The following is a 25,991-nucleotide window of genomic DNA, read 5'->3' as shown; positions in this document are numbered from 1 at the left end:
GTCAGCGCCTCGCTTCGGCGTACGCCTTGGCGTGGTTCAGGGTGGCGCGGCTGTTGGTGCTGAGCGCGCCCTGCACGTACTCCCGGGCCTCGGCGACGCCCGCCTCGGGACCGAGGATCTTCGCGATGTTCTCGGGCCGCAGCACGACGGTGTGCTGCGAGGAGGCGAAGGTGCCCTCGTCGGTCTCGCGGAAGGTCCAGTAGCCGGTGTGCAGGTTCATCAGGGCCGGCAGGGTGGTCTGCTTGTAGGCGATCTTCCGGCCGTCCAGGCAGACCCGGTACGACTTGGTGGTGTGCGTCGAGCCGTCCCTGGCGCGGGTGTCCATCTCCAGGGTCTGCAGACCCGGGGTGTCCTCGGTGAGCCGGACGGTCGCCACGTGCGGCAGCCGCTCGGACCAGCGGTCGGCCTCGTTGACGAAGTCGTAGAGGTCCTTGGCGGCCCCGTCGACCTGCACGGTGTCCTCGAAGGAGAACGTCAGCTCCTGGGACGCGGTCGCGAGTTCGACGTTGGTCTTCAGCGCGGCCAGCTCGGAGCGGGAGTTGCGGTCGACGGCCTCGTCGATCCAGGCCAGGCCGGCCGGGTCGTCGCCGACGGCGGTGTAGTCGTGCAGCAGCCGCACCCGGGAGGTGGCCGTGTCGAGGGGCTCGATGATCCAGGTGCCGCCCATGCTCGCGACGGGCGGGGTGGAGACGGTCTGGCGGAAGGTGATCCGCAGGCCCTCGGGGTCCAGCACGCGGCGCGAGGTCCAGTTCTTGGCCTCGCCGTTGGCGGTGGCCCAGATCCCGATCAGCTCCTCGTTCCCGGAGCGCTCCAGGTGGTCGACGTAGATGGTCGGCGGGAAGATCCGCGGCCAGTTGGCCACGTCGGCGATCAGCCGGTAGACCTCGGCGGCCGGCGCCGAGATCGTGACCTCGTGCTCGACTTCCTTCGGCTCGGACATGGGTGAACTCCTAGAGGGTGCCGGGGTTTTCAGAAGTTGCCGAGGCCGCCGCAGACGTTGAGGGCCTGCGCGGTGATGGAGGCGGCGGTGTCGGAGGCGAGGTAGCCGACAAGACCGGCGACCTCCTCGGGGGTGGAGTAGCGGCCGAGCGGGATCTTCGCCGTGAACTTGTCGAGGATGGCGTCCTCGCTGGTGTCGTAGGCGGCGGCGTAACCGGCGCGCACGCGCTGCGCCATGGGCGTCTCGACGTACCCCGGGCAGACGGCGTTGACGGTGATGCCGGTGGGGGCCAGCTCGTTGCCGAGGGCCTTCGTGAACCCGACGACCCCGTGCTTCGAGGCGGAGTACGGCGCCCCGAGCACGACGCCCTGCTTCCCGGCCGTGGACGCGATGTTGATGATCCGCCCCCGGCTCTTGTCCCGCATGCCGCCGGTGGTGAGGGCGGCGCGGGTGAGGCGGAAGACGCTGTTGAGGTTGGTCTCGACGACGTCGTACCAGAGCTCGTCGTCGATGTCGGCGGTCACGCCGCCGCCGGACCGCCCGGCGTTGTTGACCAGCACGTCGACGGTGCCGTACCGCTCGACGGCGGCCCGCACGAAGTTCTCGATGGACAGCGCGGACCGCACGTCGAGGTTGGTCCCGTCGACGTCGAGCCCTTCCTCGCGCAGTTCCTTCACGGTCCGCTCGACGTTCCCGGCGTCGCGGGAGCCGATGAAGACGCGGTGGCCCTGCTGGGCCAGCAGCCGCGCCGAGGCGAGACCGATTCCGCTGGTGGCCCCGGAGACCAGGGCGACCCTCTGCTGCTGTTCGGACATGTCTGCAGCTCCCTTTCAGGGCATGGGGGAGCCGCCGGCGCCCGGTCAGGACGGGCGCCGGCGGCCGGAGGGGGGTGGAGGAGAGGTCGGTCAGGCCGCGGTCGCGGCGACGTCACCGAGCTGCGTGTTGACGACGGCGAGCAGCTCGCGGGGCGTCTTGGCCTCGGTCACCACGGTGTCGTCGAGCGTGATGTCGTACTCCCGCTCGATGCGCCCGCAGGTCTCCAGGATGGCGAGCGACTCGTAGCTGAGCTCCTCGAAGTCGGTGTCGAGGATGTCCCCGTCGAGATCGACGCTCTCATCGGCACCGGCGGCCTCCAGCAGGATCCGCTTGAGGTCGTCGAGGGTGAAGGACTGGGTGGCCACGGTGATCTTCCTTTCACGACTACGAATGGGAACGCCCGCCCTGCCGGCCCAGGCGTGGGAGAGATGGGGGCCGGGAGGACGGGCGGGTCTTTGAGGGGGCTGAGGTCAGCAGGTCTGGGGCCAAGGGAGGGCTGGGCCGGTGGGGGCTGGGGTCGGGGTGGGGACGCTCACCGGCGCTTGCAGGGTGCCGCCCCCAGCCTTCGGCCGGGGGGGACCCCCAGCGCCCACCCGTGCCGCCCTGGGGGCACCTCCCAGGCCCTTAAGGCACTGGGGGAGGCACGACTGCCCGCGGCTGAATGGCTGTGCCCTGCCCGCGGCTATGGAGGACGCGGCGGGGCAGCGCCCCGTAAGGGGCGCGGGGAACTGCGCGATCAGCCCCCGCCGGGCCGCAGTCGCGCCACGGCACCAGCCCCTACGGCCGTGGGCGAGCCCTACGCCCGTACGACCATCGCGGAGTTGAACCCGGCGTACCCGCGGGCCAGCACCAGCGCCGTCCGCACCTCGGTCAGCCGCGGCTCACCCACCACCAGGTCGAGGTCATAGCCCGCCTCCGGCGAGACGTTCACCGTCGCCGGCACCACCCCGTCCCGGACGGCGAGCAGCGCCGTCGCCACGTCCAGCGGCGCAGCCCCCGAGTACAGCCGCCCGGTCATCGTCTTCGGCGCGGTCACCGGCACCCCGTGCGGCCCGAACACCTCGCTCAGCGCATCGGCCTCCACCCGGTCCAGCTCCGGCACGGCCGCCGCGTCGGCGAACACCACGTCCACGTCGGCCGCGTCGGCGCCCGCGTCGGCGAGGGCCAGCTCGATCGCCTTGCGCAGCCCCGGCGGCCGCCCGCTCCCCGGCGCCGGGTCGAACGTCGCGCCGTACCCGGCGATCTCCCCGTACACCCGGGCACCGCGCCGTACGGCCGTCTCCTCGGCCTCCAGGATCAGGATCGCCCCGCCCTCGCCGGCCACGTGCCCGGCCGCCGCGGAGTCGAACGGCAGGTAGGACCGGTCCGGTTCCTCCGACGTGGACAGCCGGTCGCTGGCGAGCTGCGCCACCCACCCCCACGGGCAGATGGACGCGTCGATCGCCCCGGAGACGATGAGCTGAGTCCCCTTCCGGATCTGCCGGCGCGCGTGCGCGAGGGCCTCGAGGCCGCCCGCCTGGTCGGAGACGACGACCCCGCTCGGGCCCTTCATCCCGTTGCGGATGGAGATCTGGCCGCTGTTGACGGCGTAGAACCAGGCGAACGACTGGTATGCCGAGACGAACTGACTGCCCTGGCTCCACAGCTTCTGCAGCTCGCCCTGCCCGAACTCGAAGCCGCCGGAGGAGCTGGCGGTGACGACGCCCATGTCGTAGGCGGGCAGGTCGGCCGGAGTGACCTCCGCGTCGGCCAGCGCCCAGTCCGTCGCGACGAGCGCGAGCCGGGTCATGTGGTCGGTCTGGGCGAGCAGCCGGCTCGGCAGGTGTTCCCCGGCGCTGAACCCGGGCACCTCACCGGCCAGCTTCGCCGGGTACCCGGACGGGTCGAAGCGCGTGATGCGGCCGATCCCGCTCTTCCCGGCCCGGGCGGCCGCCCAGTAGTCGGTCGTGCCAAGGCCGTTGGGCGCGGCGATGCCGAGCCCGGTCACCACGGTCCGCGCGCTCATGCGGCCGCGCTCCTCTCCGGTCGGGCGAGCACCATCGCGCTCTGGAAGCCGCCGAACCCGCTGCCCACGGTGAGCACCGCGTCGGTGCGGTGCTCGCGGGCGGTGAGCGGGACGTAGTCCAGGTCGCACTCGGGGTCGGGGGTGTGCAGGTTCGCCGTCGGGGGCACGACGTTGTGCTCCATGGCGAGGACGGACGCGGCGATCTCGATGGAGCCGATCGCGCCGAGCGAGTGCCCGACCATCGACTTGATCGAGGAGACCGGGGTCCGGTAGGCGTGGTCGCCGAGGCTCTTCTTGAACGCGGCGGTCTCGTGCCGGTCGTTCTGCTTGGTGCCGGAGCCGTGCGCGTTGATGTAGTCGATCGCCTCGGGGTTGAGCCGTGCCTCGTCGAGGGCGACCGTGATGGCCTCGGCCATCTCCGCGCCGTCGGGCCGCAGCCCGGTCATGTGGAAGGCGTTGCAGCGGGAGGCGTACCCGGCGATCTCGGCGTAGATGTGCGCGCCGCGCCGCTTCGCGGCCTCCAGCTCCTCCAGGACGAAGACGGCCGACCCCTCCCCCAGCACGAACCCGTTGCGGGTGCCGTCGAAGGGGCGGGAGGCGTGCTCGGGGTCGTCGTTGCGCGGGGTGGTGGCCTTGATGGCGTCGAAGCAGGCCAGGGTGATCGGGGAGATCGGGGCGTCGGTGGCGCCGGCGATCATCGCGCAGGCCGAGCCCTCCCGGATCAGCTCCACGGCGTGCCCGACGGAGTCGAGCCCCGACGTGCAGCCGGTCGACACGACCGTGGCCGCGCCCTCCGCGCCCACCGCCCAGGCGACCTCCGCCGCGAACGAACTGGGCACCAGGTAGTTGTAGAGGTGCGGGACGGCGTAGGTGTGGTCGACGAGGTCGAGCCGGCCGCCGTCGCTGACCACCCGGTACTCCTGGTCGAGCCCCATGGTCGCGCCGACCGCGCTGCCGATGGTGACCCCGACCCGGTAGGGGTCGGCGCCGGACAGGTCGAGCCCGCTGTCGGCGAGGGCCTCCCGGGCGCTGACGACGGCCAGTTGCGCCGCCCGGTCCATCCGTCGTATCTCCTGCGGGCTCAGCCCGTGCTCCTCCGGGTCGAAGTCGACCTCGGCGGCGACCCGGGACCGGAAGGAGGACGGGTCGAAGAAGGTGATGCCGCGGGTCGCGGTGCGGCCCTCGCTGAGCAGGTTCCAGAAGTTCTTGGTGCCGACACCGCCGGGGGCGATGACACCGACCCCGGTGATGACCACTCGCCTGGCGTTCACGCCCGGCCCTCCCAGTCGTAGAAGCGCGTGGCGACCGCGTCGGCGGGAGACCGCCAGGTGGCGGGGTCGTACGCCTGGATGAACGGCTTGAGGTCCTCACTGATCCGCACGAACCGCGGGTCGCTCTTGGCCTCCTCGATCAGCTCACCGCCGTTGTCGGTGTCGAAGTGCTGGAGGTGGAAGTACAGCCCGCGGTAGGCGAAGAGCTCACGGCGCCTGGTGCCCATCAGGTGCGGCATCTCGCTCCGGTCGAACTCCCCGAACAGCCGGGCGACTTCCGCACTGCTACCCGGTTCCATCCGGGCGACGATCAGGGTGCTGTGCATGAAAACTCCTTAAGGACAAGCGCCCCGTCAGGGCGCGCGAACGTATCGATGGACGGCGGCGACAGCGCCCCGTAAGGGGCGCTGGGGGCACCCCCGGCCGAAGGCTGGGGGAGGAACTGCGCGACCAGCCACGACGGCGGGACAGCCGCGATACGACGCAACCCGGCGCTCTCAGCGCGCAGGCCCGAACCACCGCTCTAGCGCCATCGGCAGATCCGCATGACTCCCCGGCGCCGCCCAGGCCACATAACCGTCGGGCCGCACCAGCACAGCCGTGGTCCCGGCCAGCGGCCCGCCGGCCGCCACCTCCGCCACCGCCGTCACCACGTCCACCCGGTCCCGCCAGGCCCAGGCGCGCTCCCGCAGCCTCTCGTTGTCGGCGAGGTCGAGCAGCACACCCCGCCCGGCACGCAGCGCCTCCGTGCTGGAGGCCACCCTCTTGTGCCCGGCGAGCGGCACGTTCGGCAACCGCCGGCCCAGCAGCGCGTGAGCGCCCCCGTCGACGTCGTAGTGGATCTCCAGCCCGGACACCATCGCCGCCAGGTGCCTGCCGACCTCCGGATACCGGATCAGCTCGTTGAGCACGTCGCGCAGCGGCTGCACCTCGGGCCCGGACAGGAACAGCAGCCCCTGCGCCCGGGTGTTCATCATCAGCCGCTCCCCGACGGGGTGCCGTTCGTCGTGGTAGGTGTCGAGCAGCGCCTCCGGCGCCCGCCCCCGCACCACCGCGCCCAGCTTCCAGCCGAGGTTCACGGCGTCCTGGATGCTGGTGTTCATGCCCTGGCCGCCGGCCGGGAGGTGGATGTGCGCGGAGTCGCCGGCGAGCAGGATCCGGCCGCGCCGGTACTCGGTGACAAGGCGCGTGCCGTCGCCGAAGGACGACACCCACACCGCCTCGGCGTGCGAGATGTCGTCACCGGTCAGCCGCTGCCAGGCCGCCGCGGCCTCCGCCCAGGTCGGCGGCTTCTCGCGGCGCTGCGGCGGGGTGCCGCGCTCGCAGATGATCAGCCGGGTGATGCCGCCGGGCAGCGGTCCGACCATGACCATCCCGCCGGGCAGGGTCTCCCCGATCATCCGGGGCTCCAGCTCGATGCCCTTCACGTCGGCGAGGTACATCTCCAGCGTCGACGGCGTCCCCGGGAAGTCGAAGCCGGCGGCCTTGCGGATGGTCGAGCGGCCGCCGTCGCAGCCCACGAGATACTCGGCGCGCAGCCGGTGCACGCCCTCGGGGCCGCGCACCTCGACCTCGACGCTGTCCTCCTTCTCCTTGACGGACAGCACCTCGTGCCGGCGCCGGATGTCCGCGCCGAGCCGGCCGGCCCACTCCTCCAGGACGGTCTCGGTGACCGACTGCGGGATCGTTTTGGCAGCCTGGTGGGCGCCGTCGAGGACACCGAAGTCGACCGGCAGGCCGCCGAAGTGGCCCACGTTGCTGACCTCGATGTCCCCGAAGCGGGGCAGCAGTCCGCGCTGGTCGAAGACCTCCATGGTGCGGGCGGTGAAGCCGAGCCCGCGCGACTCTCCGGTGCGCGCGGGCAGCTTCTCCAGGACGATGACGTCGGCGCCCGCGAGCCGTAGCTCGCCCGCGAGCATCATGCCGGCAGGACCGGCGCCCACGACGATGACTTGTGCGTCCATGACACTCCTCGGGAACGGTTCCGTACGGTCCCGTCGGGGAGACCGTCGGCGAAGACGAACTGTCAGCGGTACAGGCGCCCGATCGCCCGGTTGGCCACGTGCGCGGCCGCCGCGTGCCGCGGGTCGGGCGCCAGCGCCTCGTGCCGTACGGCCACTTCGGCGAGCTTGATGGCGTGCTCGTCGCCGATCTGGACGGCCTCGGCGAACAGGGTGGCCGGGTCGGGGGCGTCCGGCAGCGGGGCCGCGGGCCGGGGCACGGCGTGGAACCAGTCGAGCATCGTGCGGCTGACGGCCCGTGCCACCCGGTACGACGGCCACCGCTGGTCCGCCGGCAGGTGCTCCACCACCAGCCGTACGGCGGCGGGCCCGGTGACCGAGTGGATCAGCGGGACCGGGTGCGGGAGGGAGAGCGTGGCGTAGATCCCGGAGAACTCGGCGACGAGCTCGTCCAGCGCCCGTACGACGTCGGCACCGCCGCCCGGGTGCTCCGGGACCACGACCCCGCCCTCGGAGTACCGGGCCGCCCAGTACCCCAGCCCCTGCGCCAGCTCGGCCAGTTGCATACGGTGGTCGGGACCGGCGGTCACCACCGCCCGGACCGCGTGCGCGGTGCGGATCACCCCGTGCGTGAGCACCCCGGACATGCCGGGCAGCAGCCGGGGCCACCAGCGGGCCAGGACCTCGGTCCACTCCCCCTCGGCCAGCTCGCGCTCGAACAGGGCGGTCCAGTCGGCGACCCGGCCGAACTGGCCGAGCGCCTGCCGCCAGTCGGCCTCGTCGGCCGGGTCGAGGGTGAACCGCCGCTCGGGCACGTCGTGGAAGGTGTGGCTGCGCAGGTGGCCCTCCACCCAGCCGGGCACCTCGTCGGCGTAGCCCATGTGGGCCAGGGCCTCGGCGGCCATCGGCGCGTGGTTGACGAAGCTGCGCCCGTGCTCGTACCCCACGGAGCGCAGCCGCTCCAGGGCACCGTTCATGGCGTCGGTGTAGGTGAGTGCTGCCACAGCGATCAGTCCTTGATCTCGCAGACCGCGGCGCCGGCGGCGAGGGCCTGCCCCACCTCGGCGGCGATCCCGGTCACGGTGCCGGAGCGGTGCGCGGTGAGCGGCTGTTCCATCTTCATGGCCTCGAGTACGACGACCAGGTCGCCCTTCTCGACCGTCTGCCCCTCGGCGACGGCGACCTTGACGACGGTGCCCTGCATGGGAGAGGTGAGGGTGTCCCCGGAGGCGGCGGGCGCCGAACCGCCGGCGTTGCGGCGGCGGGACCGGGGGGCTGCGGCCCCCACGGGCGTTCGCTCCGGGACCCGCCCCAGCACCGCAGGCAGCGTGACCTCCAGCCGGTGCCCGCCGACCTCGACCACCACCGTCTCCCGGCCGGCCTCCGCCGTCTCGGAACCGTCGGCCGGGGCCGCCGTGAAGGCCTCGATCGCGTTGACGAACTCGGTCTCGATCCACCGGGTGTGGACGGTGAACGGCCCCTCGGCCGGGGCGAACGCCGGATCCCGCACCACCGCCCGGTGGAACGGGATCGCCGTGGCCATCCCCTCCACACGGAACTCGTCGAGCGCCCGCGCGGCCCGCTGCAGGGCCTCCGCGCGGGTGCGGCCGGTGACGATCAGCTTGGCGAGGAGCGAGTCCCAGGCCGGGCCGATGACACTGCCCGACGCCACGCCCGCGTCCAGCCGTACTCCCGGACCCGACGGCGGCTCGAAGACCGTCACCGTGCCCGGGGCGGGCAGGAAACCCCGGCCCGGGTCCTCGCCGTTGATCCGGAACTCGACGGAATGGCCCCGCAACTCGGGGTCCCCGTAACCGAGTTCCTCGCCGTCGGCGATGCGGAACATCTCGCGGACCAGGTCGATGCCGGCGACCTCCTCGGTCACCGGGTGCTCCACCTGGAGCCGGGTGTTGACCTCCAGGAAGGAGATGGTGCCGTCCTGCCCGACCAGGAACTCGCAGGTACCCGCGCCGACATAGCCGGCCTCGCGCAGGATGGCCTTGGACGCCCGGTACAGCTCGGCGGTCTGCTCCGGCGTCAGGAACGGTGCCGGAGCCTCCTCCACCAGCTTCTGGTGGCGGCGCTGCAGCGAGCAGTCACGGGTCGATACGACCACGACGTTGCCGTACCGGTCCGCGAGGCACTGCGTCTCGACATGCCGCGGCCGGTCCAGGTAGCGCTCCACGAAGCACTCCCCGCGTCCGAAGGCGGCCACCGCCTCCCGCACCGCCGACTCATAGAGCTCCGGCACCTCCTCCAGGGTGCGGGCGACCTTCAGGCCGCGCCCGCCGCCGCCGAAGGCCGCCTTGATGGCGATCGGCAGGCCGTGCTCCGCGGCGAACGCCACGACCTCGTCCGCACCGCTCACCGGTTCCGGGGTACCGGCCACCAGCGGGGCGCCGGCCCGCTGGGCGATGTGCCGGGCCGCCACCTTGTCGCCCAGGTCGCGGATGGCCTGCGGCGGCGGGCCGATCCAGGTCAGGCCCGCGTCCAGGACCGCCTGCGCGAACTCCGCGTTCTCGGAGAGGAAGCCGTAGCCCGGATGGACGGCGTCCGCCCCGGTCTCCCGGGCGGCCCGCAGGACCTTCGCGAAGTCCAGGTAGCTGGTGGCGGGGGTGTCACCGCCCAGGGCGAAGGCGGCGTCGGCGACCCGGACGTGCAGGGCGTCGCGGTCCGGGTCCGCGTAGACGGCGACGCTCGCGATCCCGGCGTCCCGGCAGGCCCGGGCCACGCGTACGGCGATCTCGCCACGGTTGGCGATGAGCACCCGTCGCATGTCAGGACGCCTGCCGGGCGTGCTGGAAGCGGTCCGCGCCGGTCTCCAGCGGCCCCAGGGAGCCGTCGAAGAAGATCAGCGGTTCCAGGCCGTGCTCGGGGACGCCCAGCTCCACCACCTCGCCGATGACGATGTCGTGGTCGCCGGCCGTGTGCACGTCGACGGTGGTGCAGGTGAGGTGGGCGAGGGCCTCGCTGAGCACGGGCAGCCCGTCCTCGGTGAAGTGGTGCGGGACGCCCTCGAAGGCGCCCGCGCCGGCGGTGGCCCGGCGCCCGGCGAAGTGCCGGGCCAGCGGCTGCTGCCGCCCGGACAGGAAGTTCACGGTGAACCCGCCGCTCCGCTCCAGGAGTGTGTGCAGCCGGGACTGGTGGTGCAGACAGAACAGCACCAGCGGGGGTTCCAGCGAGACCGAGGTGAACGAGTTGACGGTGGTGCCGTCCGCGTCGCCGTCGGGGCCGGTGGTGATGACCGTGACACCGGTCGTGAACAGGCCGCACACGCGGCGCAGATCCAGCGGTTCGACGGGCCGGGTCTCTTCGGCGCGGGTCAGCGACCGCGCTGCTGCGGACATGCGGATCCCTTTCTGGCTTGGCTGGGAGGGGTCAGAGGAGCTTGCGGACCTTCGCGCCGGCCTTGAGGATGCCGAGCAGGAACTCGCGGCCGACGCTGTTCATCTCGGCGGGCGCCTCGACGGAGGCCCAGTACAGGAAGCGGGCCATGGTCAGCGTGGAGGGGTAGATGAACCGCCGCTGCTCGTCCTTCCAGCCGAAGACCGGGTTGACGACCGGGGACTCCTTGAGCAGCCCGAAGACGATGTCGGCGGCCTCGTCGCCGGTGAGCGCGCCGGCCTCGTACTTCTCGCAGGTCTCGGCGGTGGTCTCCAGGATCCGCTTGAAGGAGTCGCTCTGCGGCCACCACAGGCCCGGGTACGGCACCTTCTCCAGCTCGTCGAAGTGGCGTACGTCGTGGTCCTTGAAGTGCTTGAGGCGGGCGCGGGTCAGCCGCATGGTGCCGGGGGTGATGAAGGAGCCCCAGACCCGGAAGACCGCGTTCCAGAGCCGGAAGTGGGAGAAGGCGATGAAGGAGCTGTTGACCAGGTCGTCGTTGTACTGGAGCAGGCCCTGCTCCACGCGCTCGACGTACTCGAAGCGCTCCGCGGAGAAGTCACCGTCCTTCAGGGCGGGGATCAGCCGGGAGGTGAGGGCGTCGACGACCTCCATGGTGTTGGACAGGCCGCGGGAGAACAGCGGGTCGAGGAAGCCGGCCGCGTGCGACATCAGGCACCAGCGGTCGCCGATGGTCTGCTTCGAGGAGTACTGCAGCCGGTCGGTGGAGATCCACTCGCGGACCCGGGTGGCGCCGTCGAACTGGCGTTTCACCGCCGGGTACTTGTCGAGGAAGGACTGGAACTCCTGCTCCGGGGTGAGGTCCTTGGGCTTGGGGTAGGTGCGCTCGTCCATGGTCAGGCCGACGCTGCACAGCGGGTTGCGGGACTTGGGGTGGTTGTCGAAGGGGATGATCCAGAACCAGCCGCGCTCGATGAGGTGGTGCATGGTGCCGGTGTGCCAGTCGGCCGGCGGGCGCAGGTCCTGCGGGTGGCCGCTGACGTCGTCGAACCGCTTGATGCCGACGTAGTGCGTGAACATCGAGCGGGAGTGGTGCTTGAAGCGGGCGGTGGGCTTGTCGCGCAGGTCGAACTTGTCGGCGAGCGGGGAGCGGAAGCCGGAGGCGTCCACCAGGTACTTCGCCCGGTACAGCTCGGGCTCGGCGCCGGGGGCGGCGCTGCGGCCGAGGACGGTGACGCCGTCGTCGTCGAACTCGACCTCGTTCGCACGCCAGTTCTGCCGGGGGGTGCAGCCGTACTTGACGGCGACGTGGAACATGAAGGAGTCGCTGTCCTGCCGGAACATGTGGCTGTTCTGGTGGAATATCTTCGGCAGGGCGAGCTGGGTGGCCTCACGCGGGTTCGGCTCTTTTCCGACCTCGTGCTTCATGAAGCCGAAGTGGGCCTTCGTGCCAAAGGTAGGACCGATGTCACGGGTGGAGGCCTCGACACTCGCCAGGCTTTTCAGCTCGGGAATGTCGTGGCGTTCGGCGAGGATGTGGATCCATTCCACGAGTTGCGGGGTCATGGACTCGCCGATCGCGAAGCGCGGGTGCGCGGCCGCGTCGACCAGCAGCACCTTGGCACCGTGCTTGGCCAGGACGGCACCGGTGACGGAGCCGGCGAGGCCCGAGCCGAGGATGATGACGTCGAAGGTCATGTCCTCGGGTGTGCGCGCCGGTTCCGGCGCGCCGTCGGTCTTCTGGGCGACCATGACTGTCTCCTTCGTCGAGGGGCGGTGCGCAACGGGAAATCAGCATGAAAAAAGGCCCCTCGCGGCCCTTCCGGAGAGAATTCGGAAGGGCGGTGCGAAGAGCCTGGAAAAGGGCGCGGAGTATCCGCTGAATTAAGCGTGACATCCTTTGGCCAGAGGGTCAACCCCTGGCTGGGACGGATGAGTTGCCGTACTCCGTGAATGCCGGGCCGGAATGCGTCGGGGCCAGGAGTTTCAGCAGCAGCCGGCGCAGTTCGTCCTCGCCGCCGGGGCCGAGCATGGCGGACTCGTCCGCGGCGAGCTCCGCGACGGCGCGGGCCACGACACCGAGCTGCTGACGGCCCGACTCGGTCAGTTCGAGGGCATAGCGACGTCGGTCGTGCGGGTCGCGGCCCCGCCGCACCAGTCCCAGCTTGACCAGTTCGTCGACCAGCTGGGAGGCGGCGGGGCCGGTGATGGCGAGCAGTTCGGCGAGCCGCTGTTGGGCGATGGGTCCGAGGACGTCGAGGGCGTACAGCGGGCCGTAGTGACGCACCCGAAGGCCGGTGCCGGCCAGTTTGTCGTCGCCGTGCCTGCGCACCCGGTGATGGGCCTGCGCGACCAGGTACTCGGTGCCCTGCACGAGGGGTTGCGCGGACTCCGGCAGCAGCCGGGCCAGCAGCTCGTCGAGCCGGGCGGTCTCCTCGTCCGTGAGGACGGCGGTGAGCCGGGCGTCCCGCTCGGCGACCGCCCGCCGCCTGGCCTCGACGGCCTCGCGTCCCTTGTCGGTCAGGGAGAGCACGTACTGGCGCCGGTTGTCGGGGTTGCGGGTGCGCCGGACCTCGTCGCGGGCCTCCAGCCGGTCGATGACGCCGACCATGATGGTGCGGTTGATGCCGAGCCGCTCCGCGAGGTCGAGCTGCGACTCCCAGTCGCGGCCGGTGAGCGCGTCGAGGACCAGGAAGTCGCGGGAGTCGCCGCCGTCGCCGTCGTCGGTGGCGGAGAACTGGGCGTAGACGCGGCGCAGGAGGTAGCCGATGAAGCCCGTGAGCGCCTCCGGCAGGACTCCGGGGACCTCCGCGGTCTGCTCGGTCCGGGTCACCGGGCCGCGCTCCTCATCGCTCTCGTACCGCAAGACAGCACCTCCTGCCCGAGTATATCGACGGCCCTCCGACCGGTGCCGGGACCGGCACCGGGGAACCGGCGGCCCCGCCCGGAGTGGACAGGGCGGGGCCGCCGGGGTCGGTCACAGGGCGACGGGCGGGTGCTCGGCGTCCTGCTGCTGGGGGCGGGTGCCCGGGAGGGTGGCCAGGGCCACGATCAGGGCCAGCAGGTAGAAGCCGCCGCCGAGCAGGAACCCGTACGAGTAGCCGGTGGTGAGGGCGTGCGGGAGGCTGCCCGGCAGCTCGTGGTTGGTGATGGCGGTGGCCGCCGCGGCGAGGGCGGCGAGGCCGATGGCGCCGCCGATCTGCTGGGCGGTGTTGACCAGGCCGGAGGCGGCGCCGGTGGCCTGCGGGGCGACCCCGCGGACGCTGACGATGGTGACGGCCACGAAGACCATGCCGAGGCCGAGGCCGGCGACCAGCTGGGCCGGCAGCAGCGCGGCCCACGGGGTCTGGCCGGGCTCGATGAGGCTGAACCAGACCATGCCGGCGGTGCCGATCAGCAGACCGAGGGCGATCACGTTGCGCTCGGGCAGCTTGGCGAGCAGCTGGGGGCCGACGCCGCCGGCCGCGATGCCCATGCCGAGGGCGAAGGGCAGGTAGGCGACGCCGGTGACCATCGGGGCGTAGCCCTTGACGAGCTGCATGTAGAGGGTCAGGAAGTAGAAGGTGGCGAGCATGCCCGCGCCGACCAGGAACATGATCAGGTTGGCGCCGACGCGGCTCTTGTCGGCGAGCACCCCGCGCGGGATCATCGGCGCCTTGCTCGCGCGCTGGATCAGGACGAAGGCGAGGATCAGGACGAGCGCGGCGCCCAGCCCGATCAGGGTGACACTGTCGCCGAAGCCCTTGTCGCCGGCGCGGTTGATGGCGTAGACGAGCGAGCCGAAGCCCAGGGTGGCGGTGAGCGCGCCGGGCACGTCGACCTTGCCGCGCTCGCGCTCGCCCTCGACGAGGACGCCGGTGCCGAACAGGACGGCCAGGGCGATCGGGATGTTCACGAACATCACCCAGCGCCAGCTCAGGTACTCGGTGAGCGCGCCGCCGAGCAGCAGGCCGACGACCGAACCGAGGCCGCCCATCGCGCCGTAGACACCGAGCGCCTTGTTGCGGGCGGGACCGGCCGGGAAGGTGGTGGCGAGCAGGGACAGCGCGGTGGGGGCGGCGATGGCGGCGCCCGCGCCCTGGATCACGCGGGCGGCGATGAGCAGTTCGCCGCTCTGGGCGAGGCCGCCGAGCAGCGAGGCGGCGGTGAACAGGACCAGTCCGGTGCGGAAGACCCGGCGGCGGCCGAAGAGGTCACCGGCGCGGCCGCCGGCCAGCAGCAGACCGCCGAAGGCCAGGGCGTAGGCGGTGACGATCCAGCCGAGGCCGGACTCGCTGAGCCCGAGGGCGCTCTGCATGCTGGGCAGGGCGACGGCGACGATCGTGTTGTCGAGGACGAGCATGAGCTGGGCCGCGGCGATCACGAGTAACGCCAGTCCGAGTTTGCCGTCCTGCTGCGGCGGGGCCGCGGCCTTGGGGACGGCCTGAGTGCGGTCTTGCAGCGACATGGGAGGTCTCCGTGTCTGTCTCAGGGTTGGGGGGTGCCGAGCGGAACCCTCGGGGTCCGGTCAGTGGGTGGTGGTGGCGGTCTTCGGGGTCCAGATGGCGAGGTCGTCGTAGGCCTTGCGCCAGTCGTTCTCGTAGGCGTTGCGCAGCGGTTCGGGCATCTTGCCGAGGATGTTCGCGACCTTCGCGGCGTCGATGTCGTCGAGCATCCAGGGCAGGTAGCGGGCGGAGTCGTCGCCGACGCGGGTGCGCTGTTCGGCGGAGAAGTCCTGCCACTGCTGCTGGGTGAGCGTGATGTCCATCAGCTCCAGGGCGTCCCGCTCCTCGTGGTCGAGGTGGGCACTGAGCTTGGTGTAGAGGGTGTCGGTCAGGCCGGTCAGGCGCTCCAGGCCCGAGTCGCGGTCGGCGAGGGCGGCGTCGATGTCGGCGAGCAGCGGGTCGATGACGCCGTGCTCGGCCTCCATGTCGGCGAGCAGGGCCAGTTCGGAGCCCTGGCCGGCCAGGGCCGCCTCCATGACCGGCCAGATCCGCACGTCCTCGGAGGTGTGGTGGATGGTCAGGAACTTCTTGAACAGCTCCCAGCCGACCGCGGTGCTCAGTACGTGCCGGGGGTCCTCGTCGACCCGCGCGGTGATCCGGGCGATCCGCTCCAGCTCGCGGCGGAGCGCGTCGTGGATCGCGAACATCATCGTCATGTCGAGGTTCTTGAAGTCCTGGCTCATCGTTCTCTCCCTCACTGCCTCACTGCGTCGTCGTACTGCGAGAGTATCGTCAACCAACTTATCTATCAAGCTTCCAACTAGCAATCTGCCAACCATCAGGGCCTGAACTGTTCGCCGGTCGGTGGCTGACGCCACTGCCGCGCCCGTAGGCGCAGGTCAGCGGGTTCTCGCGATCTCCAGGGCGGGCTCGTCCTGGCCGATTCCGGCCGGTTCCCGCCCGGGCTCCTCCTCGATCCCCCTGCGGATCCGGGTCAGCGCAGGGGTGGTCATGGCCGTGGTGAGCAGCGCCATCAGCACCAGGACCGTGAACAGCTCGGGTCCGATGACACCGAGTCCGAGCCCGATGTTGAGCACGATCAGCTCGGTCAGGCCGCGGCAGTTCATCAGCGCGCCCAGCGACATGGAGTCGCGCCAGTCCCGGCCGGAGAGCCGGGCCGCGAGCGTGCCGCCGCCCCACTTGCCGACCACCGCGACCGCGAGCACGGCCACCGCCCACAGCCACTGGGTGCCGCTGCCGCCCAGCAGCCCGATGTCCGTCTTCAGCCCGGTGCCGACGAAGAACAGCGGCAGCAGCACCGGCACGGCGAAGGCCCGCGTCCGGGCCGCGGTGACCTCGATCCGCCGGCTGCCGCGCGGGGTGACCACCCCGAACAGGAACGCCCCGAACAGCGCGTGCACCCCGATCCGGTCGGTGGTGTACGCGGCCAGGCTCAGCCCGCTGAACAGCACGACCAGCACGACACCGTCGGCGTACCGCCGTTCCGCCCGCCCGGCCCACCTGGCCAGCAGCGGCCGTACGACGAGGAACATCACGGCGGTGAAGACGAGCGCGTACCCGACGGTGGTCAGGGCCTCCAGGGGCGAGCTGCTCTTCGTCACCGCCACCACCGCGGCCAGCAGGCACCAGGCGCTGACGTCGTCCACGGCCGCGCTGGCCATGGCGAGCGCGCCGACCCGGGTCCGGTACAGGCCCCGGTCGGTGAGGATGCGGGCCAGCACCGGGAACGCGGTGATGCTCATCGACACCGCGATGAACAGCACGAACGGCAGCCTCCCGGTGCCGGGCGGCGCGAAGTCGCCGTACATGCCGAGGGCCAGCAGCGTGCCCAGCAGGAGCGGCAGCGCGATCCCGGCCTGGGACACGGCGACGGCCGTTCTGCTGTTGCCGCGCAGGGACTTCAGGTCGAGCTCGAGTCCGACGAGGAACATGAACACGAGCAGGCCGATGTTCCCGAGCACGCCGATGTACGGCAGTGCCGACTGCGGGAACAGCCACGCCTGGCCGCCGGGCCAGACCCAGCCCAGCAGGGACGGGCCGAACAGGATGCCGACGAGTATCTCGCCGACGACCGGGGGTTGCCCCAGCCGTTTGAGCAACTGGGCGCCGGCCCTGCAGGCGAGGATCACCACGGGCACGGCGACGAGAAGAGGGGTGAGCGGATCGGGGGCGGCGGCTGCCATCGCGTTCTCCTGTGAAAGAGGGGGCCTTGTCTTTCTTTGGGGGCGCGGGGAACTGCGCGATCAGCCACGACGGCGCCGCGGTCGCTCGACATCCACGCGGGGCACGGCGGTGCGCAGGAAGTGCCGCGATCCGTGGTGGACCGGCCACAGGTCCGATGTGGCTGGTCGCGCCGTTCCCCGCGCCCCTTACGGGGCGCTGTTGCGGGCGGCGCTTTCAAGCGCCGTAGGGACGCGCGGCCTTGGCGTCGCGCAGTGCCGTCGCCCACCATGTGAGCTGGTCCAGCATCAGCTTGGCCGCGGCCTCGGCCCCGTCGGCATCGGCCGCGAAGCGGCCCTCCGCGTCGTAGTGCTCCAGCACCCGCGGGAACGTGACGACGTCCTTCATCCCCACGCAGTGGAACTCGGCGAAGATCTGCCGCAGATGCTCGATCGCGCGCACCCCGCCGGCCATGCCGAGGCCGTAGCCGACGAAGCCGACCGGCTTGGCCTCCCACTCGGTCTGGAAACTGTCGATGAGGGTCTTCAGCGGCCCCGGAACGCTGCGGTTGTACTCCGGTACGACGACCACGAACGCCTCGGCCCCGCCCAGCCGGGGCCGCAGCGCCGCGGCCCGCGGGTCGGCCTCGTCGAGGCTCGCCGGCAACAGGTGCTCGGCGACGTCGACGACGTCCAGGACCAGGTCGTCGCGGCGGGCGGCGACCCGCGCGAACCAGCCCGCGACGTCCGGGGCGAGCCGCCCGTCGCGGGCGGAGCCGACCAGCAGCGCCACCCGGACCGGCCGGGTGACCAGGCCGGCGGCGGTCACGACCGGCCCGCCCGCACCCGCGCCGGTTCCGGCACCGGCGTCAGCGCGAGGAACTCGGTGGCCTCGACCCGGGAGAGGATCCGCCGGGTCAGGGCGGGCATCTTCGTCGTACCGTCGTCGGTGAAGACCACCGGCCCGGTGACCTGGATCCGGCGGCCCCGCGTGGTGATCTCGCAACCGCCCGCCGCCAGTACGTTCTTGACCCAGTCGGAACCGGGCCCGTACGGCAGAGTGATGACGATGTCCGCGCCGCGCCGGAACAGCTTGACGGGCGTGGCGAACTCGCGCCCCGACTTACGGCCGCGGTGGTGCACCTTCCCGAAACCGGGCAGCCGGCTGAACAGCGGCCCGACGAGATGGTTGGCGAACCGCCGGTTGAAGCGGGCGACTTTCCTGTCGATCGGCATGTCTCAAGTCCCTTGCTCCGTCGGGTCCTTGGGTGCTGGTGAAGTGCGGCGCCCGGCCCCCGCCGCCGTCAGCGGGGGCCGGGCGCGGCCGGGGCGGCGGATCAGGCCGCGGGCTTGCCCGCACCCGGACCGCCGGCCGGACCGCCGGCCGGGGTCAGCGGGCCGGCCGGCTTGCCGCCGGACTTGAGGAAGCGCTCCAACGCGAAGTTGTCGACGATGCCCCAGCGCTCGGCGATCCGGTCGCCCTCGAAGCGGAACCAGATGATCGCCTGGTGCTGCACCTGCAGCCCGGTCGGCTGGATGCCGATGAACGGGCCGGTGTGCCGGCCGTGCATGACCCAGCGGATCGCGGCCTTGTCGCCCATCGATATGAAGTCGAGGATCTCGTACTTGATGTCGCTGAACGCGGACTGCTGGATCCGGATGGTGTGCTTGAACGCCTCCGGGCCGCGCATGGAGTCGTCGTGGCTGCCGTGGTTGCGGAAGTCGGCGGTGAGGTAGCGGTCGGCGGCCGACAGGTCGCCGAGGTCCAGGCCCTCGTGGAAGACCTTCTCGATCAGTTCCTTCTGCTGGTCCGCGGTGAGCGTGGTCGGCATGGGTGCGTTCTCCTCTGCTGAAGTGGGCGTGTTCCCCCGGATGTCGAGGGTCTGTCGGTCGACCTGGGTCACTCCCCTGGGCACGGCGCCGGTGGTCCACACGATCCGCAGCCGCAGCCGGTCGAAGCGCCAGCCGCCGGGGGTGCGCCGGGCCGTGCCGCTGAACCGGCCGCCGAGCTGGAAGTACTGGGTGGGGTCCGGCGGCAGCGGCGAGCCGTGGTGCACGTGGGAGGCGATCAGGCTCCAGCTCAGCTCGGCCCGGTCGCCGTCGACGTCGACCTGGGTCTCCGAGCCGTGGTGGTGGGTACGGCCCCAGCGCGCCATGATCTCGGTGGTGAAGCCGGACACCCCGGCGAGGCCCTGGTGGCTGCCGACCGGGAACGTCATCTCGATGTCCTCGGTGAACAGGGACCTCGCCCAGGTCTCGTCGAAGCCGCCTTCGTCGAGGCCGGCCAGATAGCGCCCGGCCAGGTCCCGCAGGCTCAGCACGTCGGTGAGCCGGGCGACTTCGGCCGTCATGACACCCGGCGCGCTTCGGTCCGGGCGTCCGTCGCGTAGATCACGACGTCGTCGGGGCCGTGCACGACGGCCTTGCCCTCGCCGGTGAGCGCGTCGCCGTCGTGCCGCGCGGTGATGTCGATCTGGATGTACGCGGCCCGGTGGCCGTTGGGGCTGATCTGGGTGACGTCGAGGTTGAAGTCCTCGCGCAGGGAGAACTCCAGCGAGTCGTCGCCGGTGACGGTCCAGGCGCCGGTGCCGGTGCTCTTGCGCGTGGTGACCGAGAGCGAGCCGTCCGGGGCGAAGGCGACGGTGTACTCGTCCACCTCGCCGTCGTGCGTGACCGTACCCGTCCATTGACCGACGGGTGTCCAGGTGGAAACAGGCATCGACCACACTTCCTCAAGTCGGGGCGGAGGGAAAACAAGAAATCCGCACCCCCGGCGGGGACACGGATTCGGATTTCGAGAAGGATGCCGCGGGCGCGAAAAGCAGAAGCCCGGGAGAAGCGCCACCGCCGTCAGGACATGGGGGCGCCGAAAAGAGTGTGACACCTCTGTTCGGTTGCGTCAACTTCCCTTTAAATGAAGCGAGTTGACGATCAGGCGGGTAATCGAAGAAGCCCCCGCGGCAGGGGGACGGCCGCGGGGGCTGCTTCGTACCGGATCCCCGCACGGATCCGGTTTTCTTGCGGGGTGGTGGTCGGTGAATTCCGTACGGCAGTGCAGGGTTACTCGAATTCACTGCGGTTGCAGGAAGCGCCGCCTATTCGGTCTCGTCCCGGCGCGCCAGTGCGAAGAGTTCGTCGAGGTCGTACTCGGCTCGTCGCGGGCCGCCGTGCCGGGTGAGTTTGCCGCGGCTGGCCCATTTGCGGATGGTCGCCTGGGTGACGCCCATCGCGAGGGCCGCCAGCTCCGTCGGGACCGTACGCGGCTTCGCCGCTCCGCTCGCCGGCCCGCCCGGACGGTTCGGGTCCGTCATGTCGTCACCGCCTCCCGTATCCGGCTCGCGACCAGCAGCCACTGGCGCGGCGGCAGCGCGTGGCCGGCGTCGCAGGTGACCTGGTCCGGCACCCGGTCGCCGCCGTCCGCCGGCAGGACGCCGTAGAGCGTCCCGGCGCACTCCGGCCGGGTGCACGCGCCGAGGGCGAACCGGCGTACCGGGCCCGGGCCGAGCAGGTGGCGGAAGTCGGTGAGGAGTTCGGCGAGTTCCTCGTCGAGGTCGGCGCCCGCCGGGTGCCCGGCGAACCAGGGCAGCTGCCCGCGCAGGAACCCGACCAGCGCGGCCACCCCGCGGCCCGCGGGCCGGGCGCCGGCGCGCTCGTCCACGACGAGCCGCGCCCACAACGCCATGACCTCGGTCGCCCGGGCCCGCAGCGCCAGCGCCCGTTCGTCGAGCACGATGCCGACGGTGGCGCGGCTGCCGCTCACCCGCTCGCGCAGCACCGGCGCCCCGGGCACCAGCGCCTGGTCGCTCTCCCGGTACAGGTCGAGCAGGGCGCGCAGTCCGCCGTCGATCCGGTCCAGGCAGCGGACGCAGATCCGGCCGCAGCGCCTGCGGCAGTCGCGGCTGACGTGGTCGTCCGTGAGTCGCTCCGGCTCTTCCATTCGGATCCCCCGAATCCTCGGTCCGTGTGGAACTGCGTCCAGTCTCACGGGGGCCGGCGGCCGCTTCAACGCACGGCGGTTCAGGCTTCCCACAATCCTCCGCAGCTCTGTCAGCGGAGTGTCAAACCTGTGTCAAGTGGCCGGATCCGAGCTCTGTTACAAACAGACCTGTCTGATTGAGGATCAATCCGAACCTTCGCTTGTCACGCATGTTTCCAGACAACACCCCCTACTGCCAGGCAAGTTGAGGTCCTGTGCAGATCATGAGGAGGTAGACCCCCACCGGGCCCCTCCCACGAAACAGGCATGGTTGTATGATTCTTACCACCATTGGCACCGGTGCCCGCAGGCAGTGCATGTACCAGGCACACTGTTGGCAGGGAAGGCAGGTACGACCTGATGCAGGCGCGATCCGAGCACACGCGTCAGGCTCTCGTCCATGCCACCGCCGAGCTCATCGCGGACGGTCGGCTGTCCGACGCGGGACTGGTCAACATCTGCCGCCGGGCGGGGGTCAGCCGGGGGGCGCTCTACCACCACTTCTCCTCCACCGCCGCGCTGACCGCGGCCGTGTACGAGGAGGCGAGAGCACGGGTGGAGGCGCTGACCGAGGAGGCCTTCGCAGGCCCGGCGGCGGACGCGCCCAAACGCTTTCTGTTCGCGCTCGGCGAGGCCATGCGCACCGAGAAGGTCGTCCGGGCGGGCATGCAGCTGGCCGCGGACGGCTCGGCCGGACCGCCCCGGCTCCGCGACGACCTGCTCGCCGCCGTCCACGAGCGGGTCACGGAGGCGCAGAAGGAGTCCGAGGAGCCGGCCGAGGACCTCGCCGACCTGGCGGTGGTGGTGGCCGCGGGCATCGAGACCCTCGGGCACACCGACCCGAGCTGGTGGGACGGCGACATCACCCAGCGCCTGTGGCGGCTGCTGCGCCCGCTGTTCGACCGGGACCGGCCGCCGGGCCGGGGCGGCGAGCGCAGGATCTGAGAGCGGGCCGGTCACTCCTCGGGCGGCGTCGTGCGCAGTCGCCCGACCAGGCCCGGCGTGGCGAGTCCGGGCAGCAGGAACTTCCAGAGGACGCTGGTTCGTTCGGGCAGGTCCGCGCGGCCGGTGTAGGCCTGGGACATGATCTGCAGGCCGGTGAAGGAGCCGACGATCAGCGAGGCCACCTCGCGCACGTCCACCCCGGGCAGGATCTCGTCCCGCTTCTCGGCCTCCTGGAGCAGCGCCAGAATGGTGTCCATGGACTGTTCGTAGGTGGTCTGCGGCGGGCAGTCGAACGACGTCTGCTCCGTCGTCAGCCGCACGCTCGCGCGCAGTACCGCGTCGTGCTGCAGGCGCCGGGCGAACTCCAGGGTCAGGTCGATCACCGACTGCAGCCTGACCGGCCGTTCGGGCACTTGCAGGGCCTCGGCGTGGGCCTGCACCAGGGCCAGCGCGATGGCTTCCTTGGAGGGGAAGTGGTGATAGAGGGACCCCCGGGTGAGGCCGGTGCGGGCCAGGATCTCGTTGGTGCTGGCGGCGTCGTAGCCGCGCTCGTCGAAGACCTGGGCAGCCGCCTCCAGGATCGACCGCCGTGACCGCTTGCCGCGTTCCTGCTGAGCCATGCCAGATCCTTACGCTCTCCCACTGAATTCAACAGACTGGTCTGTATCGTAAGCCGCACAGACGGCCCACGGTCAGTACCGCGGCGGGAGTTGTCAGGAAGCGGTTCCCGGGACGTACGCCGGAACCGGGCATGACCTCGGAGAACACGCGAGGGGCTACGGGCTGCCGATCCGGAAACCGACCCCGCGGACGGTGACGATCCAGGCACTGGAGCCCAGTTTGCCGCGCAGGGTGCCCACATGGGTGTCGACCGTGCGGCCGCGCGGCGACCACGCGTCGTCCCACACCTGGGCCATGATCTGGCGGCGCGTGATCACCGTGCCGGGCTGCGAGGCCAGCAGGTGCAGGAGGTCGAACTCCTTGCGGGTCAGGTCGAGCGGCTGGCCGTCCAGGGTGGCCGTGCGGGCGCCCGGGTCGATGCGCAGCGGCCCGTGGGTGACGCCCCGGCCGGTGGCCGGCTGGTCGGCCGGCTGCACCCGCACCCGGCGCAGCACGGCCTCCATCCGGGCCAGCAACTCCCGGAAGCCGTACGGCTTGACGAGGTAGTCGTCCGAACCCGCCTGCAGGCAGAGCACGCAGTCGAGCTCCGAGCCGCGCGCGGTGACGGCGATGATCGGCAGGTCGCTGACCGCCCGGATGCCCCGGCACACCTCGAGGCCGTCGAGGTCGGGCAGGTCGAGGTCGAGCAGGACCAGGTCGGCCTCGCGGTGGCCGCGCAGCGCCTGGGCGCCGGTGGTCGCGCCGCGGGTGGCGTAGCCGTGCCGGGCCAGCCCCTGCAGGAGGGGGTCGGCGGCCCGTGGGTCGTTCTCGACGACCAGGACGTTCAGCGCTCCCGCCCGGGGCACGCCGTACCCGGGGGCCGGGCGGGCCGGATGTCCGGCCGAGTGACCGGCCGGGACGAGCGGGCCGTGCGAGCGGTGGCGCCGCGGCGACGGCGCCACGAGGTCCGCGTACTGGCGGTTCATCTGCTCCCCCTGAGGCACATCCACGTCATCTCGGACTGCGGGTTCACCACCAGACCGTACCAAACAGACTTGTCTGATTGTCAACCGCCAAGGTCGGAGGGCGCGGCGCCTCGACCGCCCTTTGCCACCCCCACCGTGAGCTGCAATTTCGTCGGAATACCGGACAAGTGGGAGGCAAGACTCCGTTAAGTCACCTCACGGAAAGACTTGGCCAAGGACCATGCGCTTCCGGCGAACCATACAACCTTGCACGTTTCACGGTTGCAATACCGACATAACGGTCGGCTGACATCGATGGCAAGCCTTCAGAGCCCCCCGACTCGCCCAAGAAATCGCTCCGCCCCTTGCAGAACCGGACCGACCTGTCTGTATCTTGTGGTGCAGAACGTCGGCCACGGGGGGTGACAGCCGACGTACGGCCTGTTGCCCCCTCCTTTCCGTCACACCGACACAGGAGCGCTGCACATGCCGCACCTCACCGACCGGGCCATCGCCCCGAAGCCGCTGCTTCCCGGACTGACCACCACTGTGCCGCGTGAGTACGTCCACCGCGCGGCGGTCTCCGAAGTCCTGCTCACCGGCTGGGAGCGCGACGAGTCCCCGGGCGCCGAAGGCTTCGACGGCTTCGTCGTCCGGGCCCAATGGCCGCGCAGCCACGCGCTGTTCGCCCCCGACGGCGGATACCAGGACCCGATGCTGCTGATCGAGTCGATCCGCCAGATCGGATCCCTGCTCGCCCACGCCGAGTTCGACGTGCCGTTCGGCCACCAGTTCCTCATGTCTGACATGACCATGACCGCCGAGCCCGACCTGCTCGTCACGGACGCGGTCCCCACCGACGTCGAGATGCACGCGGTCTGCCGGGACGTGGTCCGCCGCGCGGGCCGGCTCCGGGAGATGCGCTACGACGTCACCGTGGTCCGGGCGAACGGGGCCCGCGCCACCGCCTCGGCCGCGTTCCGCTGCATGAGCCCGGAGGTGTACCGGCGCATGCGCGGAGAACGCCCCACCACCACCGACCGCACCCCGCCGCCGGCCCTCGACCCGGCCGCCGTGGGTCACGCCACCGCCCGGCACGTCGTCCTGTGCGAACCCACGCCCGGCACGTACGGCAGGTGGGAACTGCGGGTCGACACCGCGCACCCGACCTACTTCGACCACCCGGTCGACCACATACCCGGCATGTTCCTCCTGGAGGCCGCCCGGCAGGCCGCGCACGCCCGCACCGCGGCACCCTGCGCCCTGCTGCTCGGCATGCGCAGCGAGTTCCTGCGGTACGCCGAACTGGACGCGCCCTGCTGGATCACGGCCGACCCCGAACCGTACGGCGGCTCCGGCGACCTGCTGGTGCGGGTGAGCGGCAGCCAGCGGCAGGAGACGGTCTTCACCGCCGAACTCGTCCTGCGGCCCCGTGTCCGCTGACCCCGACCGCTCCCCGGGAGAGTCCCCGTGCCCATCCTTCTCATCACCGGCGCGTCCGGGTTCGTCGGGGCCCACGTGACGCGCGAGGCACAGCGCAGGCGGGCCGACCTCAGGCTCATGAGCCACCGCCGGTCCCTGCCGCGGTCCTGTTCCGGGGCGCGGACCGTGCACGCCGATCTCACCGACCCCGGCTCGCTGCGCGGGGTGTGCGACGGAGTCGACGTACTCCTGCACTGCGCGGCGCAGATCGGCGGCAGCGCGGCGGCCAACGAAGCGGTCAACGCGCGTGGCACGGCGGCGCTGGTCGCCGAGGCACGACGGGCCGGAGTGCGCCGGATCGTCCAGCTCAGCACGGCCTCGGTGTACGGCCGGGGCACCTTCCGCGGGCACCGGCCCGAGGAGCTCACCCGCAACCCGGGCTCCGTCACCTCCCGCACCCGCGCGGCGGCGGAGGACGCGGTCCTCGCGGCCGGCGGTGTGGTGCTCCGGCCCCATCTGGTCTTCGGGGTGGGGGACATGTGGGTCGGTCCGAACCTGGCACGGCTGCTGCGGGCCCTGCCGGGAGTGGTGGCCGGCTGGCTGTCCCGGGCGTCGGTCATCGGTGCGCCGGACCTGGCCCGGCTGCTGGTCGCGACCGCACTGGCCCCGGACGGGGTGCTGACCTCGCGGGTGTACCACGCCGCGGATCCGGCGCCGGTCACCGTGGGCAGCGCGCTGCGTGCGGTCGCCGACTGCGCGGGGATCGACTGGCCGCGTGACCATCTCACCGTCGGGGGAGCCAAGGCGATCCTCGCGGCCAAGGGGGTCGCGCCGGGCACGCTCGACATCCTCACGACGGACCACTTCTTCGCGGCCGACGCCCTCTGGTCGGATCTCGGTCAGTGTCCGGGCGGGGGGTTCGCCACGTGGTTCGGCCGGGCCGAACAGTGGTACCGCTCGATCCTCGCGACGAACTGACGTTCCGCCCGGCACCCGCTGCGCCCGGTACCGGGTCCGGTGGCCCCACCCACCGGACCCCTATGGCGTCGCCGCCCTGATCGCGGGCGGCGTTTTTTGTGCGGCGGGGTGCCGTGCGCCACCGGGGTGCCTGGCCGGGTTGTCGGGCGGGTGGGGGTGGGCCGTG

The 25,991-nt window shown here is 71.7% G+C and carries 26 protein-coding genes; 3 read left to right on the top strand and 23 right to left on the bottom strand.

The genetic code is table 11. The features are described from left to right. Nucleotide 1 precedes the first annotated feature (1 nt). The 21 genes from ACFY0P_RS16470 to ACFY0P_RS16370 form a co-directional block, all read right to left on the bottom strand. Nucleotides 2-940 (bottom strand): aromatase/cyclase, encoded by a 939-nt coding sequence (locus ACFY0P_RS16470; RefSeq protein ID WP_388912596.1) that lies wholly within the window; start codon nt 938-940, stop codon nt 2-4. Between the two features lie 29 nt (nt 941-969). Continuing rightward, nucleotides 970-1,755, bottom strand: coding sequence for a 3-oxoacyl-ACP reductase FabG (gene fabG, locus ACFY0P_RS16465; RefSeq protein ID WP_388912593.1), 786 nt, complete (start codon nt 1,753-1,755; stop codon nt 970-972). 90 nt (nt 1,756-1,845) lie between these two features. Further along, complete coding sequence (locus ACFY0P_RS16460; RefSeq protein ID WP_388912590.1) at nt 1,846-2,121, bottom strand: acyl carrier protein; 276 nt, start codon at nt 2,119-2,121, stop codon at nt 1,846-1,848. A 431-nt stretch (nt 2,122-2,552) separates the two neighbouring features. Beyond that, nucleotides 2,553-3,761: a ketosynthase chain-length factor gene (locus ACFY0P_RS16455; RefSeq protein WP_388912587.1), complete on the bottom strand. Its 1,209-nt coding sequence runs from the start codon at nt 3,759-3,761 to the stop codon at nt 2,553-2,555. Then, nucleotides 3,758-5,032, bottom strand: a complete 1,275-nt coding sequence (locus ACFY0P_RS16450; protein ID WP_388912584.1) for a beta-ketoacyl-[acyl-carrier-protein] synthase family protein — start codon at nt 5,030-5,032, stop codon at nt 3,758-3,760. Before ACFY0P_RS16450 ends, ACFY0P_RS16455 begins: the two co-directional genes overlap by 4 nt. Continuing rightward, on the bottom strand, nt 5,029-5,358 hold the full coding sequence (locus ACFY0P_RS16445; protein WP_388912581.1) for a TcmI family type II polyketide cyclase: 330 nt from the start codon (nt 5,356-5,358) through the stop codon (nt 5,029-5,031). Before ACFY0P_RS16445 ends, ACFY0P_RS16450 begins: the two co-directional genes overlap by 4 nt. 171 nt (nt 5,359-5,529) lie before the next feature. Beyond that, nucleotides 5,530-6,996, bottom strand: a complete 1,467-nt coding sequence (locus tag ACFY0P_RS16440) for an FAD-dependent monooxygenase (protein ID WP_388912578.1) — start codon at nt 6,994-6,996, stop codon at nt 5,530-5,532. Between the two features lie 62 nt (nt 6,997-7,058). Continuing rightward, nucleotides 7,059-7,997 carry a hypothetical protein gene (locus tag ACFY0P_RS16435; protein WP_388912575.1) on the bottom strand — a complete coding sequence of 313 codons (939 nt, stop codon included), beginning with the start codon at nt 7,995-7,997 and terminating at the stop codon, nt 7,059-7,061. A gap of 5 nt (nt 7,998-8,002) precedes the next feature. After that, on the bottom strand, nt 8,003-9,769 hold the full coding sequence (locus ACFY0P_RS16430; RefSeq protein WP_388912572.1) for an acetyl/propionyl/methylcrotonyl-CoA carboxylase subunit alpha: 1,767 nt from the start codon (nt 9,767-9,769) through the stop codon (nt 8,003-8,005). Between the two features lies 1 nt (nt 9,770). After that, on the bottom strand, nt 9,771-10,340 hold the full coding sequence (locus tag ACFY0P_RS16425) for a flavin reductase family protein (RefSeq protein WP_351959125.1): 570 nt from the start codon (nt 10,338-10,340) through the stop codon (nt 9,771-9,773). A 31-nt stretch (nt 10,341-10,371) separates the two neighbouring features. Then, on the bottom strand, nt 10,372-12,087 hold the full coding sequence (locus ACFY0P_RS16420; RefSeq protein ID WP_388912570.1) for an NAD(P)/FAD-dependent oxidoreductase: 1,716 nt from the start codon (nt 12,085-12,087) through the stop codon (nt 10,372-10,374). A gap of 160 nt (nt 12,088-12,247) precedes the next feature. Then, on the bottom strand, nt 12,248-13,168 hold the full coding sequence (locus tag ACFY0P_RS16415) for a MarR family winged helix-turn-helix transcriptional regulator (protein ID WP_388912567.1): 921 nt from the start codon (nt 13,166-13,168) through the stop codon (nt 12,248-12,250). A gap of 144 nt (nt 13,169-13,312) precedes the next feature. Then, nucleotides 13,313-14,782: an MFS transporter gene (locus tag ACFY0P_RS16410; RefSeq protein ID WP_388912564.1), complete on the bottom strand. Its 1,470-nt coding sequence runs from the start codon at nt 14,780-14,782 to the stop codon at nt 13,313-13,315. A gap of 60 nt (nt 14,783-14,842) precedes the next feature. Beyond that, a complete protein-coding gene (locus tag ACFY0P_RS16405) occupies nt 14,843-15,502 on the bottom strand; it encodes a hemerythrin domain-containing protein (protein ID WP_388912561.1) in 660 nt (219 codons plus the stop codon). 156 nt (nt 15,503-15,658) lie between these two features. Further along, nucleotides 15,659-16,963 (bottom strand): cation:proton antiporter, encoded by a 1,305-nt coding sequence (locus ACFY0P_RS16400; protein ID WP_388912558.1) that lies wholly within the window; start codon nt 16,961-16,963, stop codon nt 15,659-15,661. A gap of 214 nt (nt 16,964-17,177) precedes the next feature. Continuing rightward, nucleotides 17,178-17,768, bottom strand: coding sequence for an NADPH-dependent FMN reductase (locus ACFY0P_RS16395; protein ID WP_388912555.1), 591 nt, complete (start codon nt 17,766-17,768; stop codon nt 17,178-17,180). Continuing rightward, a complete protein-coding gene (locus ACFY0P_RS16390) occupies nt 17,765-18,175 on the bottom strand; it encodes a nitroreductase family deazaflavin-dependent oxidoreductase (RefSeq protein ID WP_388912552.1) in 411 nt (136 codons plus the stop codon). Before ACFY0P_RS16390 ends, ACFY0P_RS16395 begins: the two co-directional genes overlap by 4 nt. A gap of 101 nt (nt 18,176-18,276) precedes the next feature. Beyond that, nucleotides 18,277-19,290, bottom strand: coding sequence for an ester cyclase (locus ACFY0P_RS16385; RefSeq protein ID WP_388912549.1), 1,014 nt, complete (start codon nt 19,288-19,290; stop codon nt 18,277-18,279). Further along, entirely contained in the window at nt 19,287-19,658 is a 372-nt protein-coding gene (locus ACFY0P_RS16380) for a dehydrogenase (RefSeq protein WP_256215980.1), read from the bottom strand. The genes ACFY0P_RS16385 and ACFY0P_RS16380 overlap by 4 nt, the downstream gene beginning before the upstream one ends. A 376-nt stretch (nt 19,659-20,034) precedes the next feature. Then, nucleotides 20,035-20,250 carry a hypothetical protein gene (locus ACFY0P_RS16375; RefSeq protein WP_388912546.1) on the bottom strand — a complete coding sequence of 72 codons (216 nt, stop codon included), beginning with the start codon at nt 20,248-20,250 and terminating at the stop codon, nt 20,035-20,037. Then, nucleotides 20,247-20,876 carry an OvmZ protein gene (locus tag ACFY0P_RS16370; RefSeq protein WP_388912543.1) on the bottom strand — a complete coding sequence of 210 codons (630 nt, stop codon included), beginning with the start codon at nt 20,874-20,876 and terminating at the stop codon, nt 20,247-20,249. Before ACFY0P_RS16370 ends, ACFY0P_RS16375 begins: the two co-directional genes overlap by 4 nt. Nucleotides 20,877-21,275: 399 nt before the next feature. Between ACFY0P_RS16370 and ACFY0P_RS16365 the strand changes: the two genes are divergently transcribed. Then, nucleotides 21,276-21,860, top strand: a complete 585-nt coding sequence (locus ACFY0P_RS16365; RefSeq protein WP_388912540.1) for a TetR family transcriptional regulator — start codon at nt 21,276-21,278, stop codon at nt 21,858-21,860. Between the two features lie 11 nt (nt 21,861-21,871). On the opposite strand, the gene ACFY0P_RS16360 is transcribed toward ACFY0P_RS16365, so the two are convergent. Beyond that, on the bottom strand, nt 21,872-22,480 hold the full coding sequence (locus tag ACFY0P_RS16360) for a ScbR family autoregulator-binding transcription factor (RefSeq protein ID WP_388912537.1): 609 nt from the start codon (nt 22,478-22,480) through the stop codon (nt 21,872-21,874). 156 nt (nt 22,481-22,636) lie between these two features. Beyond that, entirely contained in the window at nt 22,637-23,446 is an 810-nt protein-coding gene (locus ACFY0P_RS16355) for a response regulator transcription factor (protein ID WP_388912534.1), read from the bottom strand. A gap of 465 nt (nt 23,447-23,911) precedes the next feature. Here ACFY0P_RS16355 and ACFY0P_RS16350 point away from each other — a divergent pair, with 465 nt between their 5' ends. Beyond that, entirely contained in the window at nt 23,912-24,868 is a 957-nt protein-coding gene (locus ACFY0P_RS16350) for a ScbA/BarX family gamma-butyrolactone biosynthesis protein (RefSeq protein WP_388912531.1), read from the top strand. A gap of 27 nt (nt 24,869-24,895) precedes the next feature. Further along, nucleotides 24,896-25,825 carry an NAD-dependent epimerase/dehydratase family protein gene (locus ACFY0P_RS16345; protein WP_388912528.1) on the top strand — a complete coding sequence of 310 codons (930 nt, stop codon included), beginning with the start codon at nt 24,896-24,898 and terminating at the stop codon, nt 25,823-25,825. Nucleotides 25,826-25,991 lie beyond the last annotated feature (166 nt).

The organism is Streptomyces sp. NPDC001714, assembly GCF_042892755.1.
Taxonomy (GTDB): domain Bacteria; phylum Actinomycetota; class Actinomycetes; order Streptomycetales; family Streptomycetaceae; genus Streptomyces.
This window is presented reverse-complemented; position numbering and strand designations above follow the sequence as displayed.